This is a genomic window from Chitinophaga silvisoli (genome assembly GCF_003412465.1).
Lineage (GTDB): Bacteria > Bacteroidota > Bacteroidia > Chitinophagales > Chitinophagaceae > Chitinophaga > Chitinophaga silvisoli.
Map to the genome: position 1 here is coordinate 1 of NZ_QTJV01000013.1, position 26,812 is coordinate 26,812.

Below are 26,812 nucleotides of genomic sequence, written 5' to 3' on the forward strand. Positions count from 1 at the left end.
AACAACTGGAAGAAGAACTGAGGCAAAGATAATGTCTCTGGTGACGGGTTCATAGATGCCGAGAACCGAATCATTACTCAGGTATTGTGCATTTTGCCCTGTCAATGAACGCAGCATATCACTCAGGTATCGTGGTGACACATTGATCTGGGCGGCCAGCCACTCTACGGTCAGCAGGCCGGCGGTAATGGCTCTTTCACTTTCGAAATAGCTATCAATCACTTTTTCGACTTTGGATAACAGATCATGACTGACTGTCTTCCGGGTTATAAACTGCCGCTTGTAATAACGGTTGCTGTAATTCAGCAAGGCTTCGATATGTGCCAGAATAATGTCCTGGCTAAAGTCGTCTATGTTGTGACAGAGCTCGTTTTCGATGTTCTTATATATTGAGAGGATAGTTTGTTTTTCACTATCCGACAGGTGCAGGGCTTCATTGCTTTCATAGGAGAAGAAGCCAAACTTTTTGATATTTTCTCCTAAGGGATGATGTCGGATAAAGTCGGGATGAAAAAGCAGGGTCACACCATAATACTCCATGTCATTGCCGGTAGTAATAAGTTGTTTCGGAGCGGTGAATAACATGGTCCCATCATCAAAATCGTAGTAATTCTGCCCGTACCCTGTGCGGCCTTTTAGCTTCTTCTTAAAAGAGATATTGTAGAAGTCGAATACGAAAGTCCTGGGTAATTGCTTTTTGCTGGCTACTACCTGGGTATTATCGAAAAGGCTTATAAGGGGGTGCAGGGGCTTCGGTAATTCCAGCAACTGGTGCAGGGCTGAAATTGAATGGATCATATGAGGTGTGTCCGCTGCCTTCTTCATATACTGAAATTAAGAATTCTTCTTTAAAAATGCGGTTTCCATAAATTGTCTGAAACCTTCATTACCCAATTGCTCCCGCTGGGCCATGATACCTTTGGCATCTTCACCTGCTATGTAACGCAGCTGTTCTTTGCCATCTGTAGCGGCTTCATACACCACTTCGGCAATTTGTGCTGCGGTGGAAAACAATGCCCCATCTGCATTTGAAAAGAAACGGCTGAATAGTTCATCGTAAGCCGGATGGGAAGATGTATCGAAGGAACGACTCAGGAAATCGGTCTGGATACCACCCGGGGCCACCGTTTTAATACCGACACCGATGCTTTTCAGCTCGTAATACAACCCTTCACTCCAGCCCTCCAGTCCCCATTTAGTAGCGTGGTAGAGGGAAGAAAAAGGGAATGCTACGAGACCGCCTACAGAAGTGGTGGTGATAAACAAGCCCTTCCTTCTTTCACGGAAGTAAGGAATAAAGGCCTGGGTGACCCATATGGTGCCTAACAGGTTCGTATTGATCTGTCGCAGGATCTGCTCTGCTGAGGTGGATTCCAGCGGCCCGGACAGGCCATAGCCAGCATTGTTGAATACCACATCTATATGTCCTGTTGAAAGTGCTTTGGCGACTGTTGCTTTTACATTTGGGATATCGGTAACGTCCAGTTGTAACAAGGTAATGTTGTCCAGCTGGTTCAATTCGGTTTCCTTTTCCGGGTGACGCATAGTGGCAATTACCCGCCAGCCTTTTTGCTGAAATAACTTAGCAGTGGCTTTACCCAGTCCGGAAGATGCACCTGTAATGAAAATTGTATTGCTCATGTTGATGATGTTTACAACACAAAATTCGTTCAGCACGGGTAACCCGAAGTATCCATATTGAGTCTTATTGTGTTCAAAATGACATAACAGCGGTCCGGGGACGGAAAGTTTGCCTTATAGAAGATCCATCCTGGTTAAAGGGATCCTCCCCTATTTGTCCCTACCAATTATTGCCAGCCTATCCCCCACTCCAAAAAGACTTGTTAAAATTTGCAAATAACATGTCATTATCTGTCCATGATAAACCTTAGGTCTTGAGTAAGTTAGCGTATTGTATTAAAAGGCTAGTGTCAATTTAAACCTATTAGTAGAAAACTAACCAGCATTTAGAAAATATACCTGGAACATACGCTTGTGGCATTTCGAATTAAAAGTTTCATTTTAATAGTATTACTCAATGTAAGGGTATTATCCCCTTACACATACAGCTGGTCTGCATTGTAGTAGTTATTGACAAAACTATTTTCTGCCTGTTTACCGCAGCTACTGCGTAGACAGAGGTGGCTGTTGTATGCGTAAGAATGAGTATGCGTAAACATTACCGCATTCGTATTCAGACTGTGTACCTTACCTCAACTCATATTATGAAAAAACATGTAATTAATCTGTACATCTCAACACTGCTATGCATTTGTTTTAGCGCTTACAGTGGACATTTGCAGGCACAGGGACAACCTGCAAAAGACACAGGTTTTATAACCGGTAAAGTTGTCACTGATGAAAGTGTACCTATACCCGGTGCCACTGTTCAATTATTGAATAGCAAGCATGTCACCAATACGAATGAAAACGGTGTATTCCGTATCCGTCGTACGAACAACGATTCTGCCATCCAGATTTCCCATGTCGGCTATCTCACGCTGGTAGTGCCTGTCAGCGGAGCAGGGAGCATCGTTCTGAAGACGGCTTCCAGCGATATGAACGAAGTAGTCGTTGTGGGATATGGTAAACAAAAGAAGATTTCCCTGACAGGTGCCATTGCCTCTGTAGGTACAAAGGAGCTGAAGCAAAGTCCTGTAGCCAACTTAAGTAATGCCCTTGCCGGACGTTTACCCGGTCTCGTAACCCTGCAAAACAGCGGTGAACCCGGCTATGATGCATCATCACTCTGGATCAGAGGTATGGCCACTTTTACTGGTAGCCAGAATCCACTTATCCTGGTGGATGGAGTAGAACGTGCATTCTCTGGTATTGATGCCAACGAAGTAGAAAGCATTTCTATATTAAAAGATGCCTCCTCTACTGCCGTGTACGGGGTGCGGGGTGCAAACGGGGTCATATTAGTCACCACCAAAAGGGGCATGAAGTCAAAGCCACAGATCAACTTTACCCTGCAGGGAGGGATCCAGGAACCAACAAGATTGCCTGAATATCTCGATTCTTATGATGCATTGAAATTATACCGTGAAGCGCTGATCAACGATGGTCAGAATTATGCTATGTATACCGATGAATACCTGAATAAATTCAGGGACAGATCGCATCCTGCTTACAAATATTTATATCCGGATGTAAACTGGCTGCATGAACTGCTGAAACCAACTGCCCCTATGTATTCGGGTAACTTAAACGTATCCGGGGGTAATGACTTTGTGCGCTACTTTACCTCTATCTCTTATCTCAGGCAAAGTGGTTTATACAAATATGCTAACTTATCGGATTATAATATCCAGGCCCTTAACAACAAGTATAACTTCCGCTCAAATATTGACCTGAACATCACCAAAGATCTGACGATGGAACTGAACCTCGGCCAGATCGTATATGATAATAACTATCCAAACGTAGGTGCTTCTGCACTTTTCGCAGATATGCAGGCCATCCCCCCGTACCTGTACCCGATGCAAAATCCGGATGGATCTGTTGCCTATCAGTCTGCCAAACCTTACAACCCCTTTGGCCGATTAACGCAGGGAGGTTACCAGCGTAATTTCCAAAATACACTGCAAGCCACCACCGGGTTCAAGCTCAACCTGCCCTGGATCACCAAAGGCTTAAGTACCCGGGTAAGACTCTCATTTGACTCCTACAATTACAGGAATATAACCAGATCTAAATCCTACTACACATATAAATGGTCTATAGCTGATGATCAGGCTACAGACCTTTCTACCGGTACCTATACAAAGGTGACCGATGGTTCCAATAACCTGAGCTATGATGTGGCGGCTAACAGTAACCGCCGTACACAGCTGGAAGCTTATCTGAACTATGACCGCACTTTCGGTAAACATGCCGTTACGGCCATGGCGCTTTATCAGCAACAAACTTTTTTTGACGCGGTGGGATCCAATGACGCTATCAACGGTCTTCCTTATAAATATAACGGGTTAATAGGCAGGGTAACATACGCATATAACAGTAAAATATTCGGAGAGGTAAACTTTGGCTATAACGGGTCTGAAAACTTTCCGGCGGGTAGACGTTATGACCTGTTCCCGGCCGTTTCTGCGAGTTATGTTATTTCCGAAGAACCATTCTTTAAAAATCACGTACCGCTCATCAACCTGTTGAAGATCCGTGCATCGGCAGGTACTGTCGGAAATGACAAGATCGGTGGGCAGCGCTTCCTGTACCAGAGCACCTGGTCATTAGGTGGTACCGGTTACCAGTTTGGACGTAACCACGATGGCTCCTCATTTGGTGGGGTGTTGGAAGACAGGACGGGCAATATGGAAGTGACCTGGGAAAAAGCCAACAAATACAACGCAGGTATAGACCTGGAGATGTTTGGTAGCGCCCTCTCCATATCAGGCGATGCGTTCTATGAATTAAGAAGTGATATCCTGGCTACTCCGGGCACCATTCCAAGTATGATCGGTATTACCAATTTACCCTATGTCAACCTGGGTAAGGTTCAAAACAAGGGATTTGAGCTCACTATGGAATACCGTAAGAACTACCGTAAATACGGGTATTTCCTGAAAGCCAATTTTTCGTATAACGTGAACCGTATTATTGCCATGGACGAGCCTTCTTTTGACGGCCATACTTACCAGCGGCATACCGGGCGTGCGATCGATGATCAATATGGATATGTGGCGCTCGGCCTGTTCCAGTCACAGGATGATATTAATAAAAGTCCGGACCAGTCTTCGTTTGGCACCGTGCAGCCAGGTGACCTGAAATACAAGGATATGAATGCAGACGGCGTGGTAAACTCGCTGGACCAGACCTACCTGGGCAAGCGCTCAGTTCCTTACAAGATCGCAGGTATTGCATTGGGTGGTAATTTCCATTCTTTTGACGTGAGCATCCTTTTCCAGGGCGGATTTGGTGGGCATACCTGGTTTACCGGACCGCGTATGTGGCCTTTCTCCGGCGATGCGGGTGTATTGTCTGACATTAAGGACAACTACTGGACACCTGAAAATACAAATGCAAAGTATCCAAGATTGTCTTATGCAGCGAATCAGAACAATGATCAGAACTCAAGCTGGTGGTTGTACAATTCAAACTACCTGCGACTGAAAAATTTAGAAATCGGGTATACCCTTCCTAACGCTACTTCCCGCCTGGTGGGTATCCGGAATTTAAGACTTTTCGTAAATGGTCTGAACCTGGTTACCTGGGATAAGATTAAAATCTTCGATCCGGAAACGCCTAATGATTCAGGAAACTATCCCCAGATGCGTGTTTACAACGCAGGTTTGACCGTAGGATTATAATGCTGTATGAATTAAACACAAACATTATGAATAAACTAACATATATATACAGGAGTCTGGTGACTGCGGCCATCGTTACCATCTTTATAGCCGCGTCTTCCTGTAAAAAATTCCTCGATGTAGTGCCTTCCGAACTGGTGACATCAGACCAGGTATGGGGCAATATTAATAATGCCAACGGTGTATTGGCGAATTTATATTCCAAGATGCCCGGATCACTTGCCGATGGCTGGACAGATGAGATATGTGCAGCAACGGATGAATGTTATCATCACTGGGGAGCCGGTTTTTATCCTCTTTATTACAATACCGGTGCCTGGAATGCGGCAAATAACCCATACGATATATGGGCGGATGCTTACCAGAAAATCCGTCAGTGTAACCTGTTCCTGGAGAATATAGACAATGTACCTGTGCCGGAGAATCAGCAATCTTATTACGCAACAGTATTGCCCCGGTACAAAGCAGAGGCTAGGGTATTACGTGCATTTTTCTATTTTGATCTCTTCAGGCGCTATGGTGCGGTACCAGTATTAACCCGCTCGTATGCCGCATCAGAAGCATCGGAGATGCAGATGCCCAGGACACCGGTAGATTCAGTAGTGAATTTCATAGCAAGAGAATGTGAGGAAGCTGCAGAACTATTGCCTGTCAGCTATGCAGATGGGGACCTGGGGCGCATTAGCAAAGGTGGCGCGCTCGCATTGGCGACCCGGACACTTGCATATGCTGCGAGCCCTTTATTCAATGGTAATCCTTTGTACAAGGACATCAAAAATCCCGATGGTACACCGCTGTTTAGCCAGATGGCAGATAAGGAGAAATGGAAAAGAGCGGCAGACGAAGCACAGAAGGTGCTTAACCTGAACCTTTATACGTTAAATACCGTAGCTGGTGATCCGATTAACAGTTACTCCAGGGTATTTAATACCCGTAACTGGGACGAAATAATTATAGCCAAACAACAGAATAACAGCAAGAATATAGAAAATGAATGCCTGCCATATGGCGGCTGGTTTGGGGGTTGGGGAAAGTATAGCATCCTCCAGGAGTTTGTGGATGCTTACGAGATGAACAACGGATATCCAATAAATGACCCGTCGTCAGGATATGATTCTGTAGGTACCTGGTCTGGCGATATCTTTGGTGCTGATGGTTATAGTGAAAATGTGCATTTCGATAATATTTCTAAAATGTACAAAAACCGTGACCCGAGGTTTTATGCGACCGTGACTTTCCAGGGTAGTAAATGGGCGATTGGTCATACGGCCAATACACCGGTATGGATGTCATGGTGGGGCTCTAATGGCGGAACATCACAGGGCTGGCCAAAATCAACCGGTACCTACCCCGTGTCTGGTTATAATCCCCGCAAATGGATTTCCCCCGATGTGGATATGCTCAATTACTGGACATCCCCTGATGCGAAACGGAATGATCCTGTGATACGCCTCCCGGAAATTTATCTCATTTATGCAGAAGCATTGAACGAATATAACCAGGGGCCAACGGCTGAAGCTTTTAACGCCATCAATAAAGTGCGTGCGAGGGTCAATATGCCGGCATTGCCAATCATAGCTGACGACAATACCCTTGCTGGTTTCAGAGCGCGGGTGCAAAATGAAAACAGGGTTGAGTTTGCCTTTGAGTCACATAGGTTCTGGGATGTAAGGCGCTGGCTGATCGGTACAATTGTAGACAACGGACCGGTGCATGGATTAAATGCACGGCCTACCACACAGGAATTGCAATCCTCTGGATTTGATGTAAATAGTAAAGAAGCCGGCTTGTCCGTGTTTTACAAACGCGTGGTTATACAAACACGTGTATTTCAACCTAAACATTACCTTTTCCCAATACCTCAAACGGAGATAGAAGTAAATCATCAATTAGTACAAAATTATGGTTGGTAAAGATGACATGTTAACCAGATTTGAAAGTATGATAAGCGGCAGTGGTATTTATTCATAAACATCCTGCCGGACAATGAATCTGTTTACATTTTGATGTTAAAGAATGGCCGGTGCATGTCTATGCACCGGCCGTTTTAGTTAACTGAATACAACCAGGTAGGAGTAATTTATTACAAAGTCACATGTACAGTTTGACGGAAAAGCTCATTCCTTTATTTATTAATTGGTAATACTGACATTAAAAGTAAAGGTCGCCTTCGCCTGCTTACCTCCTGCATTTGTGTACACCAAAGCCTGTGAAATCCTGAATGTATCCCCAACCTTTACATGTCCAGGGTATTCTCCTATTGTAAATTGAAAATTCTTTTCATTGAATTCACTATATACCATTGCATTTGTTCCCCAGGCAATCACGTTTCCACTGGCATCAAACCAATGCCCGTATCCGTTTGCAGTGGTAGTTCCATTTAATTGGCCATTGGCCTCAATTGCATAGAATTTAATACTGCTACCCATGTTTGCTGTAATATCATCACGGTTCAATTGAAATGCATTGATGAGCTTAGGCAGGTCGCCGTTATTTAAGTCAACAACAGTATAATTGTAATTAACAGGATCATTTTTTACTGAAACATTGTAGGTGAAGGCAATATCAGTTGGATCGGTGTTACCACCCTCATTTAAATAAGCGTATACATTTGTATTCCCAAACTTTACATTATAAGGCCATTGTTCATCATTGGCGTTATTATTGTCCCAGGCATGCTGATTATAAACGGAAGGGGCACCGGTAACGACAAACCAGAGCCGTGCACAATCTGCCGGCACTGTAAATGCTGCAGTATCTGTTATTTTTTTATACATGGTGCTATAGACCCTCGTCCCATTATTTAGCAATGCAACAAAACCATATCTGTATCCTGCAAGACTGGCGTTGACAGTGTTATAGCCTGTCGCATTGGGAATACCTTTAAATGCAGCAGAAATATTGGTACCTGCCTGTGGCACATTCAGCGGAAGAGCATTGTAACCGGTTGTCTGTGGACAAAACCCGGGATCTGGCTGAAAGGAACCGTCTGATTGCCTGCTCACTTTATAAGATTGGGCACCTATATAATTTTTGCCACCATCACGGATATCGTCAATGTCCCAGGTGACTAAACGTGAACTGGCATCATAGATCTCATCATTAAACTGTTCGTTGGAAATATTGGCCAGTCGCTGGTAAGTTTGCACTGCATCTTCTGAAGCCTGAGATTGCCGCCATAATTTGGCGATAAAATCCAGTCCTCGTTTTTGTGTCCAGTAGTGATGAATAAAATAGCTGGAATAACGGTAATCTTCGTGCAGGATGTGTTTATTGTAGTTATCCAGGTAACCACCCAGCCATCCGCCGAATACATCGTCAGGATACAGTTTGAATGCCTGCCACTGTGCGCATTGCTCCCAAAAAGTATTCCCTCCGTCACCTCCATAACCCCAGCGGTAGCCATGGCTGGTACCCAAATCACAGCTCACCTGGTATTGAAAACAGTGCCCTACTTCATGTGCGAGGGTAGCATTTACCGGTTGGCAAGTCTGGGGACTAATCCATAATGCCCCTATGATATCATCATAACCCAGTCCGGTAGCCAGCCAGTCATCCTGGTGGTATAAAAATATCATCATCTTATACTTTTCCAGGTACGATGTTTTGTTGCCTATAACGGCAAATTTCAAGGTATCAACGTAATAATGATAGAATTTCTCCGCCTTTGCAAGCAGGTCATCGATGTCTACCCGGTATTTTTCAGGGACATTGGAAGACGAGGGTAAGTCTGTTCCATACCCCTGCGCCCAGAATAAAATAAAATGGTCTGACTGTTTGGACCGCGAAAGGCTCCATTCACTGGCTGCGGAGTTCCAGTCCATATTAGCCATTTCTTTCGGCTTGTACAATCCTAGCTTTACAGGAGCTATAGTAGAAGAATCAAGGGATGATTTTTGCGGCACAGCCTCTTTTTTGCAGGCAGTTGACAGTAAAAATAACGACAACAATAAGACAGCTGCGCGTCCGGTCAATAGACGGGGAGATACATTGTTAGACATGACGACTATATTTTGGTAATTAATGAAAGTTGCTGACAGTATTGATTTGCATAAGACGTATACCTGTCTTATTAGAAAATGTTATTGCAAAGTATCCAGGCTGACAATGAGATCAGCGGGTGTTGCTACAATAGTATTTGTGGTGGATCTAAAGGGCCGTTTTTCAATGTGCGTGTTATTCCTTACAGCTCTCTTTATTCTTTAAGTGAAAATGATTAAAAAGAAAGGTTTTTCATTCTTATATTTTGGCTGTATGTGTTCAGATTTTAGCTAATAGTTTTGAGCTGGCATATGATCGATTGTCACTGAGAGTGGGCAATGCTCTGATCATTTTGAGGTTCTGTAATTATTATCTATCCAATCCTGTAAATAAAATCAGTACAATCAACTTCAGATGTTTAACCGCATATTCCTTTAAGAATTGCAATGATTGGGTAATATGGCTATTGATGGTAGCAACCGAAACCCCCATTATTTTACTTGCCTCCTCGTAACTGCGACCCTCCACCTTACATAATATAAATGCCCGCTTACGTTGTGGTGATAATTGATTAATAGCATCGTCAAGCAACTTCCTCAACTCTTTTTCTTCCATCAGCTGCTCCACGTTCATATAATGTTGAGGGCTTTGTAAAAGCAGGTTTTGGAGCAGATTCGAATCGGAAGCATTCTTCCGAAAGTAATTATATACCAGATTTTGCGCTACCGTATAAATGAAAGCCTTAAAGGACTTCTCAGGATCTATCTGCTGTCGGTTTTTCCAGATATTAATAAAAACCTCCTGCAATAGCTCGTCCGCGATATCCTTATCCTTGACCAACCTCAAAATTCTTAACCAGATTGGCCTGCTATAAGCATTGTACAACGCATTAAACGCCGGTTCAGCACCTTCCCTAAGCTGACTAAGTAACTCTTCCTGATATTTTACATCTATAATTTCCAAAGTATTTATGGAATATGGACAAACATAAAACATATTATTTTATATTTCGCCAAAATCTGTCTTTCACTCATCCTTATGTAGCCCAAATATTTTTTTTCAAAACCATTCATTGTTTTTTTAAGCTGCCGTTTATTAATAAATAAATATCCAATGGAATCTTCATTACATGAAATTTTCAGGAAATATGTCAATGACGATTGTACAAAGGAAGAGATAGCAGTTTTAATGGAGTATTTCAATATCCCTACAGAAGAATCCCTTCTTAAAGAATTGATATTTAATGAAATACAACAAGAAGACACTAATCTCTACCAACCGGCAGATATGGATAGCCGACTGGAAAAAGTATACCTGAACCTTGAACTATTTATTAAAAAAGAGTCGAAGAATAAGCTCAGGTATTATAAATCGCGGCCACTAAAGATTGCTGCTGCAGTCCTATTATTAATAACCGCAGGAGCATTCTGGATGACCAGAAAAGAAGGCAGGCCAGTACAAAAACAGGAACAGCTTTCACAAATATTACCAGGTACAGACCAGGCTACACTGACCATAGGCAATGGACAAACGATCATACTGAACAATACCAACAACATAGATCTGCCGCTGGAAGGTGGGGGAAGAATCAAAAAACTGTCAAATGGACAAATAATATATGAACCGCAGGGGAATACCGATAGTAGTAACAAAATCGAACACCATACTATAAAAACACCTGCCGGTGGCCAATGGCAGGTAATTCTTCCGGACCAGACGAATGTCTGGCTGAATGCATCTTCATCTATTACTTATGATCTTCCTTTCGAGGGTAAGAATAAGAAAATAACACTTTCTGGTGAAGCATATTTTGAAGTCACAAAGAACAGTGAACATCCTATAAAGATCACCTGCCTGAATCAGGAAGTGATGGTATTGGGCACAGCCTTTAATATAATGGCTTATCCCGATGCGCCAACGGTTACAACGACGCTGGTGCAGGGTGCAGTTGTTGTATCAAACGGTAGTAAGCGGGTACAACTGGCTCCGGGGGATCAATCAAGCAGCATCAACAATTTGATACAGGTAAGGCATAATATAGATACTGAGGAAGCTGTAGCGTGGAAGGATGGTTACTTCAAATTTAATGGTAGCCTTGAGGATATTATGAACAATATCGCCAGGTGGTATGATGTCAAAATTGTTTATAAAAATACCAGATCCAAAGAAAATTTCGAGGGGGAAATTTCAAAGAACAGGAGCCTGGAAGATGTATTAAAAATTATAGAAAATTCAGAGAAAGTACATTTTATTATTAACGGAAGAACAGTAATCGTGAAAGATTAATACTAAAAAAGCCGATTGTGGTTGGAACACAAATCGGCTGAGTGCTAGTATTAGTTTGAATTAAATAGCTATAATCAACCAAACCAGCCAAACAAATGTATTTAAATTTTGCCAAGAAATCGGGCATATGGGTTTATTATGCCAAAAAATCCCTGCTAATTATGAATTTCAGTGCGATACTGCTTTTGGTGGTTGTCATGCAGGTCAGTGCCAGTTCTATGGGCCAGACTGTAAATGTCAATGTTAAGAATGTACCGCTTAGTAGTGTGTTGAAAGAAATCAGGCATCAAACAGGCTATGACTTTTTTTACAGCAAGGATTTGTTGAAAGATGCTAAAATGATCAGCCTTTCATGCAAAAATACCACCATTGAAAAAGTCTTAGATAGTTGTTTGTCCGGTTTACCTATTACCTATGAAATTAAAGATAAGGTAGTGTTGTTCCGGAAAAAGGAGGACGTCACGGTTCCTGTTGATTACTCCGTGCCTCCTATTACACTAACAGGGCGTATCACTGACTCTACCGGCAATCCGTTAAAAGGAGCTACGATCCGCCTGAAAAGAACACCTACTGTTATTGGAACAGATAGTAATGGAGAATTTACTATGCCAGGGCTAAAAGCAGGAGATGTTATTATTATCAGCTTTGTAGGATATCAGACCCGGGAAATTGTAGTGAGTGGTGAACCATCGCATTATTTAAACATAGTCTTAAAAGCTGAAATTAATAAGCTCACGGAAATTGCAGTTGTATCCAACGGGTACCAGACCCTCTCTAAAGAGAGAAGCACAGGTTCTTTTGGAAAACCCGACATGTCTTTAGTATATGAACGGTCTTTTAGCATGAATATCCTTCAGCGACTGGATGGGCTTGTGCCAGGGCTGGTGATTAATAATAGTCCTGGTGCCACGCAAAATCCCATTCTGGTAAGAGGCCTTACCACTGTAGGTACGGAGGTAATACCCGGACTCGGTATTTATGGCAACGGCACTAACAGAAACCCATTATATGTAGTAGATGGCATCCCTATCACGGATATCAATACCATCAACCCGCAGGACGTAGCGGACGTAACTGTGTTGAAAGATGCGACCGCTGCCTCTATCTGGGGCGCACGGGCTGCAAACGGAGTGATTGTTATCAATACTAAGAAAGGAAGCACCGGAGGGAAGTTAAAGGTACAGTATGATGCCTTCCTGAACTTCCAGGGAAAACCTAACACAAACTACTACCCCGGCATGAGCAGCAGGGATTTAATTAAGAATGCAGAAGAAATTTTTGATCCGGAAACATATACATGGGGATCTCTAACTGATTATCCCTCATCTGGTATGCCTCCTCATGAAGTGATCTTATATAACCGTTATAGAGGGCTTATCAGCAGTGAACAGGCCACCAAAAGTTTAGATAGCTTATCTGCCATTGACAACAGAAAACAAATAAGAGACCTGCTTTATACAAATGCCTTATTATCCAACCAGACACTTTCTGTGGCAGGCAGCACTAAGCTCTATTCTTTTTATGGATCATTTGCCTATACCCGCAATAACAGTTACCAACCAGGGAATAATACCAATACATACAAACTTAACCTCAGACAAGGGTTTTCTGCCGGGCCGCATATCCATTTCGACCTGGTCACCGACCTTACCAATACCCTGTCCAACGCAAAAAGACCTGTCACTGCTGATTCCCGGTTTTATCCTTATCAGCTGTTCAGAGATGCAAACGGCCACCACCTATCCATGAGTTATATGGGCACGCTCAGTGACTCTATCAGGCAGGATTACCAGGAAAGAAGTGGTATAAACCTGGACTATATACCATTGGATGAATTGAATTATGGTTATACCAAATCGAATATGTTGAACACCAGGAATATTCTGAACGTCAACATCTCTCTTGTAAAAGGACTTAGCTTTTCAGGTACCTATGGATATATAAACGGTAACACCAGGCAGGAATCTTATGATGATATCAAAAGTTATAAAATGAGGTATGAGCTGCTCCAATTCACAGTAGCACCCAGCACCTCTGCTTCCCCTGTATATTACCTGCCTACTACAGGCGGCACCTTTGCAACCAGTAATTCTACCAGCCGTAGCTGGACTGTAAGAAATCTGCTGAATTACACCAACAGCTGGAATGAATCCCAACACCAACTGACCTTGCTTGCCGGGCAGGAAGTACAGGAACAACGAACGCTGGGGAATACCAGTCAGGTGAGAGGATATAACCTACAGCTACAGAGCTATTCCATGCTGGATTACCAGACCCTTAGCACTATAGGAGTCGCTGGTACAGTTATTCCCAACTATGGAGTTGTTAGTTTGCTGGATGAAAACATCTTCTCTCAAACAGAAACAATCTCCAGGTTCAGATCATATTTTGCAAATGGCGCTTATACATACGACAGAAAATATTCAATAAACGGAAGTTTTCGTATTGACAAAAGCAATTTGTTCGGTCTGGATAAATCTGCACAGAACAAGCCTGTTTGGAGCGTAGGTGTAAAATGGGAATTATCGAATGAAGGATTTCTCTCCGGGGCCAGCTGGATAAACAACCTGGCCTTCCGGACTACATACGGCCTCTCCGGCAATGCACCTAGTCCGGGTACCTCAGCCTCCTTTGATATCTTATCAAAATATTCCAGTGCCTATCTCCCTAATGGTGCAGGGCTCTACATATCCTCCCCTGCAAATAGAAACCTGAGTTGGGAAAGCACCAAAACAACCAACTTCGGTCTGGATTTTTCAGTGCTGAATAATATAGTTTCCGGCTCGCTGGACATTTATAACAAAGCCACCTCCAACCTGCTGGGTTATATGCCTACCAATGCACTGACAGGCTATTCTTCCGTAACCGGTAATGTGGGAGACCTCAGTAATAAGGGCATTGAACTCAGTCTGACCACCATCAACATCAAAAAAGGAGCATTCAAATGGAGCACAATGCTGAATGTGTCGTATAATAAAAATAAGCTCGTGAATGTAACTTCTGCATATAATACGACCGAAGGATATCTCAGGATTTACCAGTCTTATGTGAAAGGTTATCCTGCATATAGTGTATTTGCCTATCAGTATATGGGGCTGGATGACCTGGGTGATCCACAAATTAAGTTACAGGACGGTACGGTCACAAAATCTCCGTATGTATCCTCTACCGCTGATGTGCAATACAAAGGAACGACACAGCCTAAAGTCAATGGTGGGCTCACCAATATTTTTAACTACGGTAAGTGGATGCTGAGTGCAAACGCTGTCTTCAACCTGGGACATGTGATGCGAAGAGAAGGAAACCTGTTATATACAGGCGCCCCAACGCATAGTAATTTTTCCGGAAATTTTCACAGTGATTTTGGGAAACGCTGGCGAACAGCAGGAGATGAAAAAACGACCAATATCCCTTCTTATGTATCTGATTCCTATACAAGCTATAGTCGTAGGGACGTGAATTATTATACTTATGGGGATATCAATGTGGTAAGCGCAGCATTTGTAAAGTTGAGGGATATTTCTTTAAGTTATAGTCTTCCTTCATACATCCTCAAAAAACTGAGAGCAGAACAGATCGTACTGCGCAGCCAGGTATCTAATATTATGCTGTGGAAAGCGAACAAATATGGAATCGATCCTGAGTTCCAGGATGGTAACTTCGGATCGCTGACCATGCCTGCCGGACAAAAGACATTCACTGTGGGAATAAATGCCCAATTCTAAAAGAGATCTCATGAACTATACTATAAACAGAAAGACTATTTCGCTAATTATTCTCCTGCTGGGCATTACTTCCTGTTCAAAGCATTTTCTGGAAGTAGACCCCAAAGGATCACTGGTTGCATCTTCGGTGAGTGACTATGACCAGCTGCTTAATAACCTCTATGTTATATATATTAACAGCAATGCCCAGGTACCTATGGGAGATGAAATGGCGGGAATGGAGCCTTACTTTTCGCAGGCCAATTATCGCACCCAAAGGTTATTTCGCTGGGATGATGTGGTATACGAAAGTAACGACGATGCCGCTGAGTTCACAAATACGATGTTAAGTATTTATGAGTTCAATAAGATTATCAATGAAGTTGAAACAGCCACTGATGGAACAGAAAGCCAGAAAGCTTCTTTGAAAGCAGAGGCACAGGCTGGCAGGGCATGGACCTACTTCCTGATGATCAACTACTATGGGTTGCCCTATAGTGCCACTTCTGCTACCGATCTGGGGTTTCCCATCATCACTGCAGCAGATATCACCCAAACTGAATTCAAAAGAGCAACAGTCAAGGAAGTATATGATTTCATTATAAATGACCTGACAGCTGCTATTCCTAAGTTACCGGCGAAGACTACCTCCAGGTTAAGAATGTCTAAAGCTGCAGCTGAAGGTATTCTTGGGAAGGTATATGTCTTTATGGGCAATTACCAGGACGGCCTTACCTGGCTGAATGCAGCTATCAATGACATGAGCAACTCTTCAATTGCAGTCGGGCTTTATGACCTGCAAACGGAGACGGCTACCGGCGGGATATATGATGGTACATCTGTTCCCCCTATGACCGCAGACATCGAAAATATACTGGTTAAACAGTCAACCTGCTACTGGTCTTATATTTATGACGAATTGGTATTAAGCCCTGCTGCTTCAGCCTTATTCGACCCGACTGACCTCCGATTAAAATTTTATTCCGATAAAACGTATGGAGGATACTCATATCCTGTGAGCGGGATTTTAAGAAAAAACAGGTTTTCAGCTTTTGATTTTGGAGTACTGGTACCTGATTTATACTTATTAAGAGCAGAATGTGAATGCAGACTCAATGATCTGGCCAGTGCCAAAACAGATGTAGAGACATTAAGGAAAAAACGTCTGCCTATAGCCACAGCCCCTGTTCCTGACAGTATATCAGGAGAAAAAATAAGTCTGTTAAAGTTTATATTGGATGAAAGAACGAGAGAGTTTGCAGTAACAGGAACAAGGTGGTTTGATATGAGGCGGCTTTCAACGGACCCTCTTTTTAGCGGTAATACATACCTGCATACTATTTATAGTGAGGATGGTTCTTCCACGCAAATTACGCTCAGGCCCGAACGACTGGTACTCCGCTTCCCTCAAAAAATTGTTCAACAAAGTTCGGGGCTTATCAATAATCCATAATTGATTCAACTCATATACTGTTCCTCAAAAACCAACAAAACGGAATACTGCTTCCCGCCCTTCTCACACAGGGCGGAAGCCGGTTCCCAATTACAATTATAATTATTAAATATGAAAATTTTACAACTTATAGTATTTTCTCTTCTTTCTATCACACTACATGCACAGACTAATATAACAGACAGTCTCTTTATCAATAAGTGTTTATCGCTAATGAATATGGAGAACCCACAACGAAAGATAGCCGTATTACAGGAAGTGAAAGCTTATACAATAAAGGGAGACGAGGAAACGCTCTTAAAGGCTGCCAATGTGTTATTTTATATGGGTATGCCTATCGAGAGCGATTCTATTTATCTGGCTACCGCACAAAAATATCCAAACGGCAATGCCGCTCAAACGGTAGAGTACAGCAAAATAATCAAGATGGAAGGGAATAGCAGTAAGGTACTGGCAACTTACAATAAATGGGTCAAACATTTTCCTGACAAAGGGGAAAACAAAGAATTGTATGAAAATGCCAGGGCTCACGTTGCTGTAACCTATGCAAAAGAACGTAATTATGTACAGGCGAATAAATGGCTGGCTACTATAAAAGACACCCAGTTGGTCGCAACTACTAACATCGATATAGCTGATCTCGCCCTGAACAACAATGACACCATATCAGCAATAGCGTCCATGGAAACGGGCATAAAGATAATCAGCTCTTTGTCCGGTGATGACTTTAAAGAATTCAGACTTAGGTATTTGATGAAGTATGCGGATTTTCTATATCACCTTAAACGTTATGAACAGGCGCTCACTGTCATTTCTGATGCCTACAGCCAGGCAGAAAACAAAACAGCTGAACAGGAGAGATTATATGCCAATATATTACTCGCAAATAACAAAAGTAAAGAAGCAATGGTTTTATTATCCGGCCTACTAAAAAAAGGTAAGGGAGATGAAAAGTTGCTGGTGGATCTAAAAAATGCTTATCTAAAAGTGAATGGAAATGTATCAGGATATGATGCTTATATACAGCCACTGATTGACAGCATGAAAATAACGTCAAGAGCAGGGCTTGACTTGCAAATGCTGGATGAAAAAGCACCATCGTTTTCACTAAGGGTCCTGAACGGAAACACGGTCTCTTTGGAAGACCTGAAAGGTAAAATTGTTATCCTCGACTTTTGGGCAACCTGGTGTGGTCCATGTAAAGCATCTTTTCCTGCTATGAAGTCTGCTATGAACCGGTATGCCGCCGATTCATCTGTCGTATTTCTGTTTATTGATTGCATGGAGCGGGTAAAAGACCCTTCAAATATGATCAGTAATTTTCTATCAAAAAATGAATATCCCTTTAAAGTATTACTGGATAGTGAATCAATTGTGGCTGATCAGTACGGGATAAAAGGTATTCCCAATAAAATAATTATTGATAAAAATGGGGTTATTCGTTTCCGTATCGTAGGCTTCGAAGACGGGACTGATGCCGCTGTAGAAAAATTATCCGCAATGATTGAACAGGTGAGAAAGGGATAATAGTACCTGATTATTTAACCCAGGATAACAAGCGGCTTATATTGATTCATTTCAGTATAAGCCGTATCCAAATTTTTACTGACTAAAAAAGGAAGAATATTCTTTGTACTATCCAACAACACGCCATCAAACCTATTAAAACAGACAGCGGTTTAACTATGTAGTTCCTGTAATATGGTTTATCGGCAAACCATCTGGCCAGGAAAAAATAGAAAGCAAAAATTACTGTCACCTGGCCTAATTCAACTCCCAGGTTAAACATAATCAGGCAGGTAAAAAAATGTTCATGAGTTAAGTTTAATTGCGACAATGAGCCTGCAAATCCTAACCCATGGATCAATCCGAAAAGAAATACAATTCCTATTCTGAATGGTGTCAGCTTAGCAGAAAGTAAATTTTCCACCGCAACATATAAGATAGAAAGTGCTATCAATGGCTCTACGAGGTTCAATGGAGGGGCTATTATATGGTACATGGATAGTCCCAGGGTAATAGAATGGGCAATGGTAAATGCTGTTGCCTGCCATAAGATAGGTTTTAAACGGGGGCTTAATAGTAACAGCCCTAATATAAAAGCAATATGATCAAAGCCGTAGGGCAATATATGCTGATAACCCTCTAACAGGTAAGCAGATGCTACATTTGATTTTAATAACCGGATCAGCTCTCCTGGCTGCACATGTGCAAAAATAATAATAAATTTCATCTGAAGCAGCATGATATTAAGCTATAATATTAACTTGCACGTCGAAAATACAGCGTTTATCCGGTTATATTAATAATTTAGCTTTAATTAACAACATTATCTGCGATCTTGACTAAAAAACTATATCAGTTTCTTTTTTTACGTGACTTAAATGAATCACTGGTTAAGGTATCCAGTGATTCGGAAACGCCTGTGAAAAAGAGATTGATGCAGGATTTGTCTTATTTGGTGTTGTTTTCATATATCTTCTATATATTTTCGCCTTACCTGCCATTAACGGCGGATCTTATCGCCCATACATTCTGGAAGAAGGAACACTTACAAACTGCCCATCATGCACATGGCAGCAACCACGTGGGACTTGAAATTATTAAGTTGGATAAGCGAACAGGCAAGGAAAATGCGGATAATAATCAAAAGAGCGACCTGGAAAGTTTTTCGCATACTGCTGCAATTGATATACATCTTGATTATCCTGCCGAACAGATTATAAAGCGGGTGTATGCCTTATTTGCCAGTGCTACTCCCACATCCTATCCTGATATAGACTACCCTCCTCCCCGGTTATAGCCATACAATATTTATTTTGGATTTGATGGAGCCATTGGTTTCCATCAGCAATTGTATGTCCTATAATTTTAAAAATGAGGTTTTATAAGTTATTACTATTTATCACGATGAACATCGTGGTCATGAATACTATTTCTGCACAACAACAAGCCCTTTCCGGCAAAGTCATTGATAGTGCTACACATATTCCTGCCAGTGGGATAACTGTGTGCCTGAGTCCCGGTAACCAGACAGACATTACGGATGACAATGGACGCTTCTTTTTTAAAACGATTTCTAAGGAAGCAAAAGTACTGACTATTTCAGCAGTTGGGTATAAGAAGGAATCGTACAAGATTAATGAATTTAAGGACGGGCAGATAGTAAGCCTTGCCACACGGCAAACGCAACTTACTGATGTAGTAATTACTGCTAATACAGGTAATCCTTATAAGGTGTTAAGTGAAATGGATATCAGGCTCAGAGGAGTATCTAATTCCCAGGAAGTACTGCGTATCGTACCCGGACTATTTATTGGCCAGCACCAGGGCGGTGGTAAGGCAGAACAGATTTTTCTACGCGGATTTGATAATGACCATGGCACTGATATCAATATGAGTGTTGACGGTTTACCAATCAATATGGTTTCGCAGGCACACGGTCAGGGATATGCTGACAGCCACTTTATTATCCCCGAAACTATTGAAAGCACGACTTATCAAAAAGGGATGTATAATGCTGAAAAAGGAGATTTGGCGGTCACCGGATTTGTCAACTTTAATACCGCTGATGCAATCCCTGCTAATATTGTAAAACTCGAAGGAGGACAATATAATACCTACCGTGCAATGGCAATGTTAAACCTGCTGGGAGAACATGCAAAGGCAAATGATCAATCCTGGTATGCGGCATCAGAATATCGCTATAGTGATAGTTACTTTAATAAGTCGCAACATTTTAAACGGTTCAATTTCTTTACCAAATACCATGGTAAGCTGAATGAGCATAACTGGCTAACATTAACGGCTTCTACGCTTTATAGCAAATGGGATGCCTCCGGCCAGATCCCGGAAAGTGCGGTGGATGAAGGCAAGGTAGGATTTTACGGGCAGCTTGATCCTAATGAAGGTGGCGTTACCTCACGGACAAATGTGAATGTACAATTACTTACTACCTTGCCTAATCATGACATTATTAAAAACCAGGTGTATTATTCCAGGTATAAATTTGATCTGTTCACAAATTTTACTTTCTTTTTAGAAGATACTGTAAATGGAGATGAGATCAGGCAGAAAGAAGCCCGTAATCTATTTGGATATAACGGAAGTTACCTGCATGAAAGCTATCTTGGGAATATTAAATTAAGCAGCCATGCAGGGATTAATGCACGCTTCGATGCAACGGAAAATTCATCTCTATCTCACACCATTAATAGATATACCCTAATTGAACCGTTTAAACTGGGTGATATTACTGAATTTAGTGCGGGTGGGTATTTGAACGAGACTTTTCAGTTTAATGAGCGGTTTTCATTAAATGCCGGACTCAGATTCGATCAGTTTTATTACAAGTACAACAACAAACTGGCGCAGGATACTACACTACATGGAGTAGGTGTTTATAAGGCGAATAATAATGTGCTTAGTCCGAAGCTTAATTTCTATTACCAGGCAACAGACAAAGCCCAGATCTATCTTTTATTAGGTAAAGGGTTTCATTCCAATGATGCGCGTGTAGTAGTAGTGGAAAAAGGAGGGCAAACCTTGCCTGCTGCATATGGAGCCGATTTGGGAACGGTTTTAAAACTCTCAAAAAGCCTCTTGTTTAATGCTGCGGTATGGTATAGTTACCTGCAAAAAGAATATGTCTATGCAGGTGATGGAGGGACTGTGGAATTCAGTGGCCGTACCCGTCGCCTTGGGTTTGACTTTTCAGGAAGATTTCAGCCAATTGCTTCTTTGTATGTAGATGCGGATGTAAACTATGCGCATGGTCGCTCTGTTGATGATCCTAAGGGAGAAAATTACATCCCGCTGGCTCCTGTGTGGAGCAGTACGGGCGGTATCACCTGGCAGTTAAAAAATGGTATCAATGGAAGTTTCCGGTATCGTTATTTAGGTGATAGGCCAGCTAATGAGGATTATAGTTTGAGAGCGGAAGGATATTTTGTAAATGACCTGGTATTGAACTATACAAGAGCAAAATTTGAGGTAGGGTTGACTGTGAATAATATATTCAATGTAAGGTGGAAAGAAACCCAATTTGAGACGGTGACACGCTTAAGAGGAGAACAGGCAGTTGATGGTATTGCATTCACTGCGGGGACGAAATTTGCAGCACTTGCGCATGTAAGTTATTTCTTCAGGTAAGCAATAGTTACCCGGGATCTTTTTTCCCTCATTATCCTGGTTCCCCATAAAGGGGTGCATCCGCTTTATGATGCACCTCTTTTTTATTAATAGGTAAAGCTGGTACAAGCGCCATGATTAAAGAACGGGGTATCGTGGAAGATAAATTTTTACCAATCTTATACACCATGTCAGCATTATATAAGGCAGATTTACAGTTCCTTTCCTTCAATTCCAACATATTAGAGATAAAATTCATTGCAGCTAGACTAAGCCCGACCGGAAAAAAAGGGAAAACGACATTCATTTACTAAGCTGGGAAATCCTATCCATTTCACGGATATAAATAATTCCGCTGCGCAATTCAATTAAACGCTCGTCACGAAATGCAGCTAGTGTACGTGCCAATGATTCTTTGGGGACACCAGCAAGAGCTGCGAGGTTGCCACGACTGAATTTCAGGCCTACATTCCTGTAATCAGTTATATTATATTTACGATATACTGTAAGCAATGCATCAGCGGTTTTCTTCCGTAGGGAATCATAAGCAATTTTTAATAGTTGAACCTCCTTTTCATCTATATTTTGTGTCAACAATTTAAAAATCCGTTGTCGCATTGCTGAATCATTTAACAGTACTTCCTCAAAATCCTCAATGGGTATGATTGCCAATTCAACCTCGCCAATAGCTTCGGCAGTATCCACGTACCGGGTTCGCTCAAGCAAGGCAGCATACCCCAAAAAATCGCCTTCACTACATAACTCCGTTATCAAGTCCTTTCCGTCCTCATCAACAACAAACGTCTTTATTTTCCCTTTTACAATATAATATAAGCACGATGGATAATTGCCTTCTTGGTAAATAATTTGTTTATTCTTAAAGATCTTAATATTACGATCTCTCACCAACTCTTTGAGTGGGTCCTCTGTGTTGGAATCATGAACATCTATTTCTGATATTATATTTTTCATACCATTTAACCGTGGATGCCGGTGACTTTCTACCTTTTTCAACTGGCATTCAATGGAACTAAGCAATTCTGATGGATCAAAAGGTTTTGTAATGTAATCGTCTGCACCAAGGTTCATTCCCATCCTGACATCCGACCGTTCTGCACGGGCGGTCAGCAATATAAACGGGATACGACAACAGGACTCATTTTTACTTAAAATCTGAAGTACTACATAACCGTCGAAGATTGGCAAAGACAAATCACAAATAATTAAATCCGGATGCAATGTATCGGCCATCATTATGCCTTGTTTCCCATCACTGGCAACAATGACATCATAGCCGGCCAGCCGGAGGATCTCCACCAGGTTGTCTCTTACCGTTAAATTATCTTCAATTACCAGGATTGTAGGCATAAAGGAGAAGTATTACTGGAATAATCGGTTGTGCTCAATACTTTATAATCATCCTGCGCTTAAAAGCCATGGCTAAATTTATTCCGTTCATTCGTTAACATGCTCAAGGGGTCAAGGGCAAAGCGTAATCTATATATGCACCAAACCTTCCGGATTTAATCCGGTTATGCATGTAAATCAGAAAGCGGAATATATGTGCCTGTTTAAAATATAATAGACTTATTCATATATGCATTCGTCTGAGGTAAATTTTCATCTTTTGGAAAGCAAAAAGCCTGGTAGTACTTTTCACCGGTCTTATGGGAGAAATCACATATCTGTTAGCTAACATAGTCAGAGTTTCAGTACCTGTTGTGTTCTTGACGTGGTTGAGCTATTTTGGGCCGGAAAAATCAGGACAAAGATAAAAAAAAGCAGGTAGAAATATCCGCCTGGATGGATAATCATAAATATGAGGAATAAATAAGGGGAAACTATTGAAAAAATAGCCCTTGCTGCAAAAATGATTCTAAAAACAGTAAATACTTCCGACAGTGCAAATGCACCGGTTACCATATCGGTGAAGAACGTTGAGTATCCGGTTTTCAACATGTTTCATCTTTTCTAAAACGAGCAAGCGATAGCCAGGCAATAAATCTCATAGTATATTATTCCGGGCTCATTGGGTTAAGACGGTAATGAGTTAAAAAAACGCATGATTAAATATATCTGACCCGTATTATGCTAATTAATTTTATTAGGGGGTAGGGTTAATTTAAAGCGAAGGAAAAAGCACAACCTCTTCTATAAGTTTTGAAATAAATCATAAAAAACGCGGACAAAAGAATATGCCCGCGATTACATGTCAGGTAAGGTTCGCAAAATTATAAAGAAACGGTTAATTCATCCTGTACTGCCAGTACCCCAGGTGTAGACCATACAGCTCTTTCCACATCTGACCTTTCACTCCAGGATCTTACTTTCCCTTTCAGCACAATCGTTCTATCCCTGGTTTCTACTATTATATTTTTAGCTTCAATATTGGCATCCCTGGTCAGGGCCTTCCAGATGTTATCTTTTATGATATGGGCAGATGGACCTGGTTTTATCCGAAGCTTATTAATTACACTCCGAACTCCCTGCAGATTTTTAACAGCATTAAAAGCTGCATCCCTTTGATATTGCCATTCCAGCTCCCCTTCAAGGGTAATGTTCCCATTATCCACCTGTAAATGAATTCTTTCTTCCGGAACAAAGCTTGTCCATTTCAAAGCATCAAGCGCCACACTGGCTAAAGATGAGTCGGACTTGTGATCAATTGTTCCTGGAAATACAACGGCCAAATCTACTGCCACTGCTCTTACATCCTTTACCCTTTTTACAGCCTCTTCCGCTGCAATTTTCTTACTATAACTGTCAACAGTTCCACTTAAGGTAACAATTCCATTTTTTACAGACACGCCAATCTCAGCAGCCTTTAATATAGCATCCCATTGTAATTCATCCTGAACATCCTGTTGTATTTGCAAATCGCTTCTCATAATTATAAGTTTTAGGGTGAATGAATAAATATAATTTCATTGGCTACTGTAATTTAAATGTTGTATTCACTTTAACTCTTAACATTGGTCATCAGGTTTATTAATATCTGGCAGTAGTGATTAATCGCCTTTTAATGTGTGTCGATATTAATAGTGTTATTTAATTATTTAATAAAACGGGGTATCATCTTAAATATTGGCAATGCACTTTAGAGCTATAAATTCTGTCCATCTTCACGACAAATAATATGGGCAATACCCTTACAGATCGAACTATTTTCCAGGCACTGATATACTGATGAATTTTAGATATACCTGAAGTTAACCGAACAAGATTATAGTCAACTGCAATCACCTGATCGCATTTTACTTTCTATCTCAAAGATATTTTAAGTCAAATAGCACTTCAATAGCATTCATCATTTAAAAAAGTAGCATTTATCATGTCTATTCTACAGCTAAAATTATCCCCGACGAAGATCAAAAAATTCTCCGCGCGTTTTTATGTACCTTCATCAAAATGCTGGTATGGTTATAATCATTTCAGGGCTACCGGGATCAGGGAAAAGCTACTTTGCTGAGCGCCTGGCAAACCATCTTCAGGCAGAATATGCCAGTAGCGACCGTATCAGGAAAACAATACTACAGACCAGGACATATTCTCCGAAAGAAAAGGAAATGGTTTATGAGGAAATGCTTAACCGGATGCTTATATCTATCCGCCACGGAAAAAATATTGTTTTGGATGGTACCTTTTACTTAAATAGCATTCGGCAAAGGTTCGTCAGCCATGCATTGCCAGGCTGTTCTATAATTTTCATCGAGGTGACTGCAGACGAATCTCTCATTCAGGAGCGACTCAAACAACCAAGAACGGATAGCGAGGCTGATTTAAAGATTTATAATTTAATTAAATCGCAATGGGAGCCCTTAAACGACCCCCATTTAACATTGCGCTCAACAAATGAAAATATTAATAAAATGCTTGAACTTGCTTATCAATACATTCAATTAAGAAATGACAAAAGACGGGATTAATCAGTTACTTACTGATATAAGCATATACTTACAGGAACCACCTGAGCTGATAGAAACCCATATTTCATGGGTGATTATGACTGGTGCATATGCCTATAAAATTAAAAAACCGGTGCATTACTCCTTTCTCGACTTTTCGACAATAGAGCAGAGGAAATACTACTGTGAACAGGAAGTGATACTAAATAAAAGACTTACCGACAACATCTATATAAACGTGCAGGCAGTCAGAATAGATAATGACCATTATTGCATTGGGGAGGGTAACGGTGATGCAGTTGACTATGCTGTAAAGATGGTAAGGATAGGCGGAAACCTGCAAATGGATGTACTATTAAAAAACAACCAGGTTACTACTGAGCACATCATGAAACTGGCCGGGAAAATGGCGAATTTTCATAAGTATACTGTTAGAATTTATGACATAGACCCCCAGGACCTGCAAAAACAATTTAATGACATCGGCAGTGAAGTTTCATTTTTAAGAGGGCATCTAAGCCATGCGGACTTTGCTATTATAGAAGATAGTATGCAGGCTTCTGATCACTTCCTCAAAAAAAATTATCCATTATTATTACAGCGAGTACAGAGCGGTCTGTACCGGGACTGCCATGGGGATCTTCATACCAGGAATATCTTCCTTCTACCTGATCCCCAACCATTTGACTGTATTGAATTCAATGACTCTTTCAGACAGATTGATATTTTGAATGAAATTGCTTTCTTATGTATGGACCTGGATGCTGCAGGAAGACAGGATCTATCTGATAAGTTCATTAGCTGTTACAATGAAAAATTCCCCGTTATACAAAATACTGAAGAACAAAAACTGTTTATATATTACAAAAGTTATCGTGCCAACGTGAGGGCAAAAGTCAATAGCCTTAGAGCCAGTACTACTGACAATGAGAGAACAAAAAACGAGAATCTCCTGCAAACTGTAAAGTATCTCCGGTTGATGGAAAATTATCTCCGCCAAACAATATGAGGAACATCAGGAAAAAAAGAAATTTAAAACAAGAA

At 41.4% G+C, this 26,812-nt stretch carries 17 protein-coding genes; 10 read left to right on the top strand and 7 right to left on the bottom strand.

What is annotated here, in order from left to right; all coding sequences use genetic code 11:
- Together DXN04_RS27515 and DXN04_RS27520 are read right to left on the bottom strand one after the other, a co-directional pair.
- Positions 1-825, bottom strand: an 825-nt coding sequence (locus tag DXN04_RS27515; RefSeq protein WP_116856637.1) for a helix-turn-helix domain-containing protein, incomplete at its 3' end; no start/stop codon positions are given.
- A gap of 9 nt (positions 826-834) precedes the next feature.
- Positions 835-1,641, bottom strand: coding sequence for an SDR family oxidoreductase (locus tag DXN04_RS27520; RefSeq protein WP_116856638.1), 807 nt, complete (start codon positions 1,639-1,641; stop codon positions 835-837).
- Positions 1,642-2,225: 584 nt separating this feature from the next.
- Here DXN04_RS27520 and DXN04_RS27525 point away from each other — a divergent pair.
- Together DXN04_RS27525 and DXN04_RS27530 are read left to right on the top strand one after the other, a co-directional pair.
- The gene (locus tag DXN04_RS27525) at positions 2,226-5,309 is read left to right on the top strand and encodes a SusC/RagA family TonB-linked outer membrane protein (protein ID WP_158569176.1); all 3,084 of its coding nucleotides are present in this window, start codon (positions 2,226-2,228) and stop codon (positions 5,307-5,309) included.
- Positions 5,310-5,335: 26 nt separating this feature from the next.
- Entirely contained in the window at positions 5,336-7,222 is a 1,887-nt protein-coding gene (locus DXN04_RS27530; RefSeq protein ID WP_158569178.1) for a RagB/SusD family nutrient uptake outer membrane protein, read from the top strand.
- 219 nt (positions 7,223-7,441) lie between these two features.
- Here the strand turns inward: DXN04_RS27530 and DXN04_RS27535 are convergent, their stop codons facing one another.
- Positions 7,442-9,310, bottom strand: a complete 1,869-nt coding sequence (locus DXN04_RS27535; RefSeq protein ID WP_116856641.1) for a DUF4859 domain-containing protein — start codon at positions 9,308-9,310, stop codon at positions 7,442-7,444.
- 349 nt (positions 9,311-9,659) lie between these two features.
- A complete protein-coding gene (locus tag DXN04_RS27540; protein WP_116856642.1) occupies positions 9,660-10,253 on the bottom strand; it encodes an RNA polymerase sigma factor in 594 nt (197 codons plus the stop codon).
- Positions 10,254-10,403: 150 nt separating this feature from the next.
- Here DXN04_RS27540 and DXN04_RS27545 point away from each other — a divergent pair, with 150 nt between their 5' ends.
- The 4 genes from DXN04_RS27545 to DXN04_RS27560 all read left to right on the top strand — a co-directional run bounded on the left by DXN04_RS27545 (position 10,404) and on the right by DXN04_RS27560 (position 18,260).
- Complete coding sequence (locus DXN04_RS27545) at positions 10,404-11,576, top strand: FecR family protein (protein WP_116856643.1); 1,173 nt, start codon at positions 10,404-10,406, stop codon at positions 11,574-11,576.
- 161 nt (positions 11,577-11,737) lie between these two features.
- Entirely contained in the window at positions 11,738-15,301 is a 3,564-nt protein-coding gene (locus DXN04_RS27550) for a SusC/RagA family TonB-linked outer membrane protein (protein ID WP_158569180.1), read from the top strand.
- A gap of 10 nt (positions 15,302-15,311) precedes the next feature.
- The gene (locus DXN04_RS27555) at positions 15,312-16,733 is read left to right on the top strand and encodes a RagB/SusD family nutrient uptake outer membrane protein (protein WP_158569182.1); all 1,422 of its coding nucleotides are present in this window, start codon (positions 15,312-15,314) and stop codon (positions 16,731-16,733) included.
- Positions 16,734-16,844: 111 nt separating this feature from the next.
- Positions 16,845-18,260 (top strand): TlpA disulfide reductase family protein, encoded by a 1,416-nt coding sequence (locus DXN04_RS27560; protein ID WP_116856646.1) that lies wholly within the window; start codon positions 16,845-16,847, stop codon positions 18,258-18,260.
- Between the two features lie 82 nt (positions 18,261-18,342).
- Here the strand turns inward: DXN04_RS27560 and DXN04_RS27565 are convergent, their stop codons facing one another.
- Positions 18,343-18,966 carry a HupE/UreJ family protein gene (locus DXN04_RS27565; protein WP_199415148.1) on the bottom strand — a complete coding sequence of 208 codons (624 nt, stop codon included), beginning with the start codon at positions 18,964-18,966 and terminating at the stop codon, positions 18,343-18,345.
- A 192-nt stretch (positions 18,967-19,158) separates the two neighbouring features.
- On the opposite strand from DXN04_RS27565, the gene DXN04_RS27570 reads away from it, so the two are divergent.
- Together DXN04_RS27570 and DXN04_RS27575 are read left to right on the top strand one after the other, a co-directional pair.
- The gene (locus DXN04_RS27570; RefSeq protein ID WP_147320078.1) at positions 19,159-19,536 is read left to right on the top strand and encodes a hypothetical protein; all 378 of its coding nucleotides are present in this window, start codon (positions 19,159-19,161) and stop codon (positions 19,534-19,536) included.
- A gap of 74 nt (positions 19,537-19,610) precedes the next feature.
- Positions 19,611-21,884, top strand: a complete 2,274-nt coding sequence (locus DXN04_RS27575; RefSeq protein WP_116856649.1) for a TonB-dependent receptor — start codon at positions 19,611-19,613, stop codon at positions 21,882-21,884.
- Between the two features lie 282 nt (positions 21,885-22,166).
- Here DXN04_RS27575 and DXN04_RS27585 read toward each other — a convergent pair whose 3' ends face one another.
- Both DXN04_RS27585 and DXN04_RS27595 read right to left on the bottom strand, forming a co-directional pair.
- Entirely contained in the window at positions 22,167-23,231 is a 1,065-nt protein-coding gene (locus tag DXN04_RS27585) for a response regulator (protein WP_116856651.1), read from the bottom strand.
- A gap of 863 nt (positions 23,232-24,094) precedes the next feature.
- The gene (locus DXN04_RS27595) at positions 24,095-24,751 is read right to left on the bottom strand and encodes a BON domain-containing protein (RefSeq protein ID WP_116856653.1); all 657 of its coding nucleotides are present in this window, start codon (positions 24,749-24,751) and stop codon (positions 24,095-24,097) included.
- Positions 24,752-25,255: 504 nt separating this feature from the next.
- Here DXN04_RS27595 and DXN04_RS27600 point away from each other — a divergent pair.
- Positions 25,256-25,789: an AAA family ATPase gene (locus DXN04_RS27600; protein WP_233525702.1), complete on the top strand. Its 534-nt coding sequence runs from the start codon at positions 25,256-25,258 to the stop codon at positions 25,787-25,789.
- Positions 25,770-26,777, top strand: coding sequence for a hypothetical protein (locus tag DXN04_RS27605; protein WP_116856655.1), 1,008 nt, complete (start codon positions 25,770-25,772; stop codon positions 26,775-26,777). The genes DXN04_RS27600 and DXN04_RS27605 overlap by 20 nt, the downstream gene beginning before the upstream one ends.
- Positions 26,778-26,812: the final 35 nt, after the last annotated feature.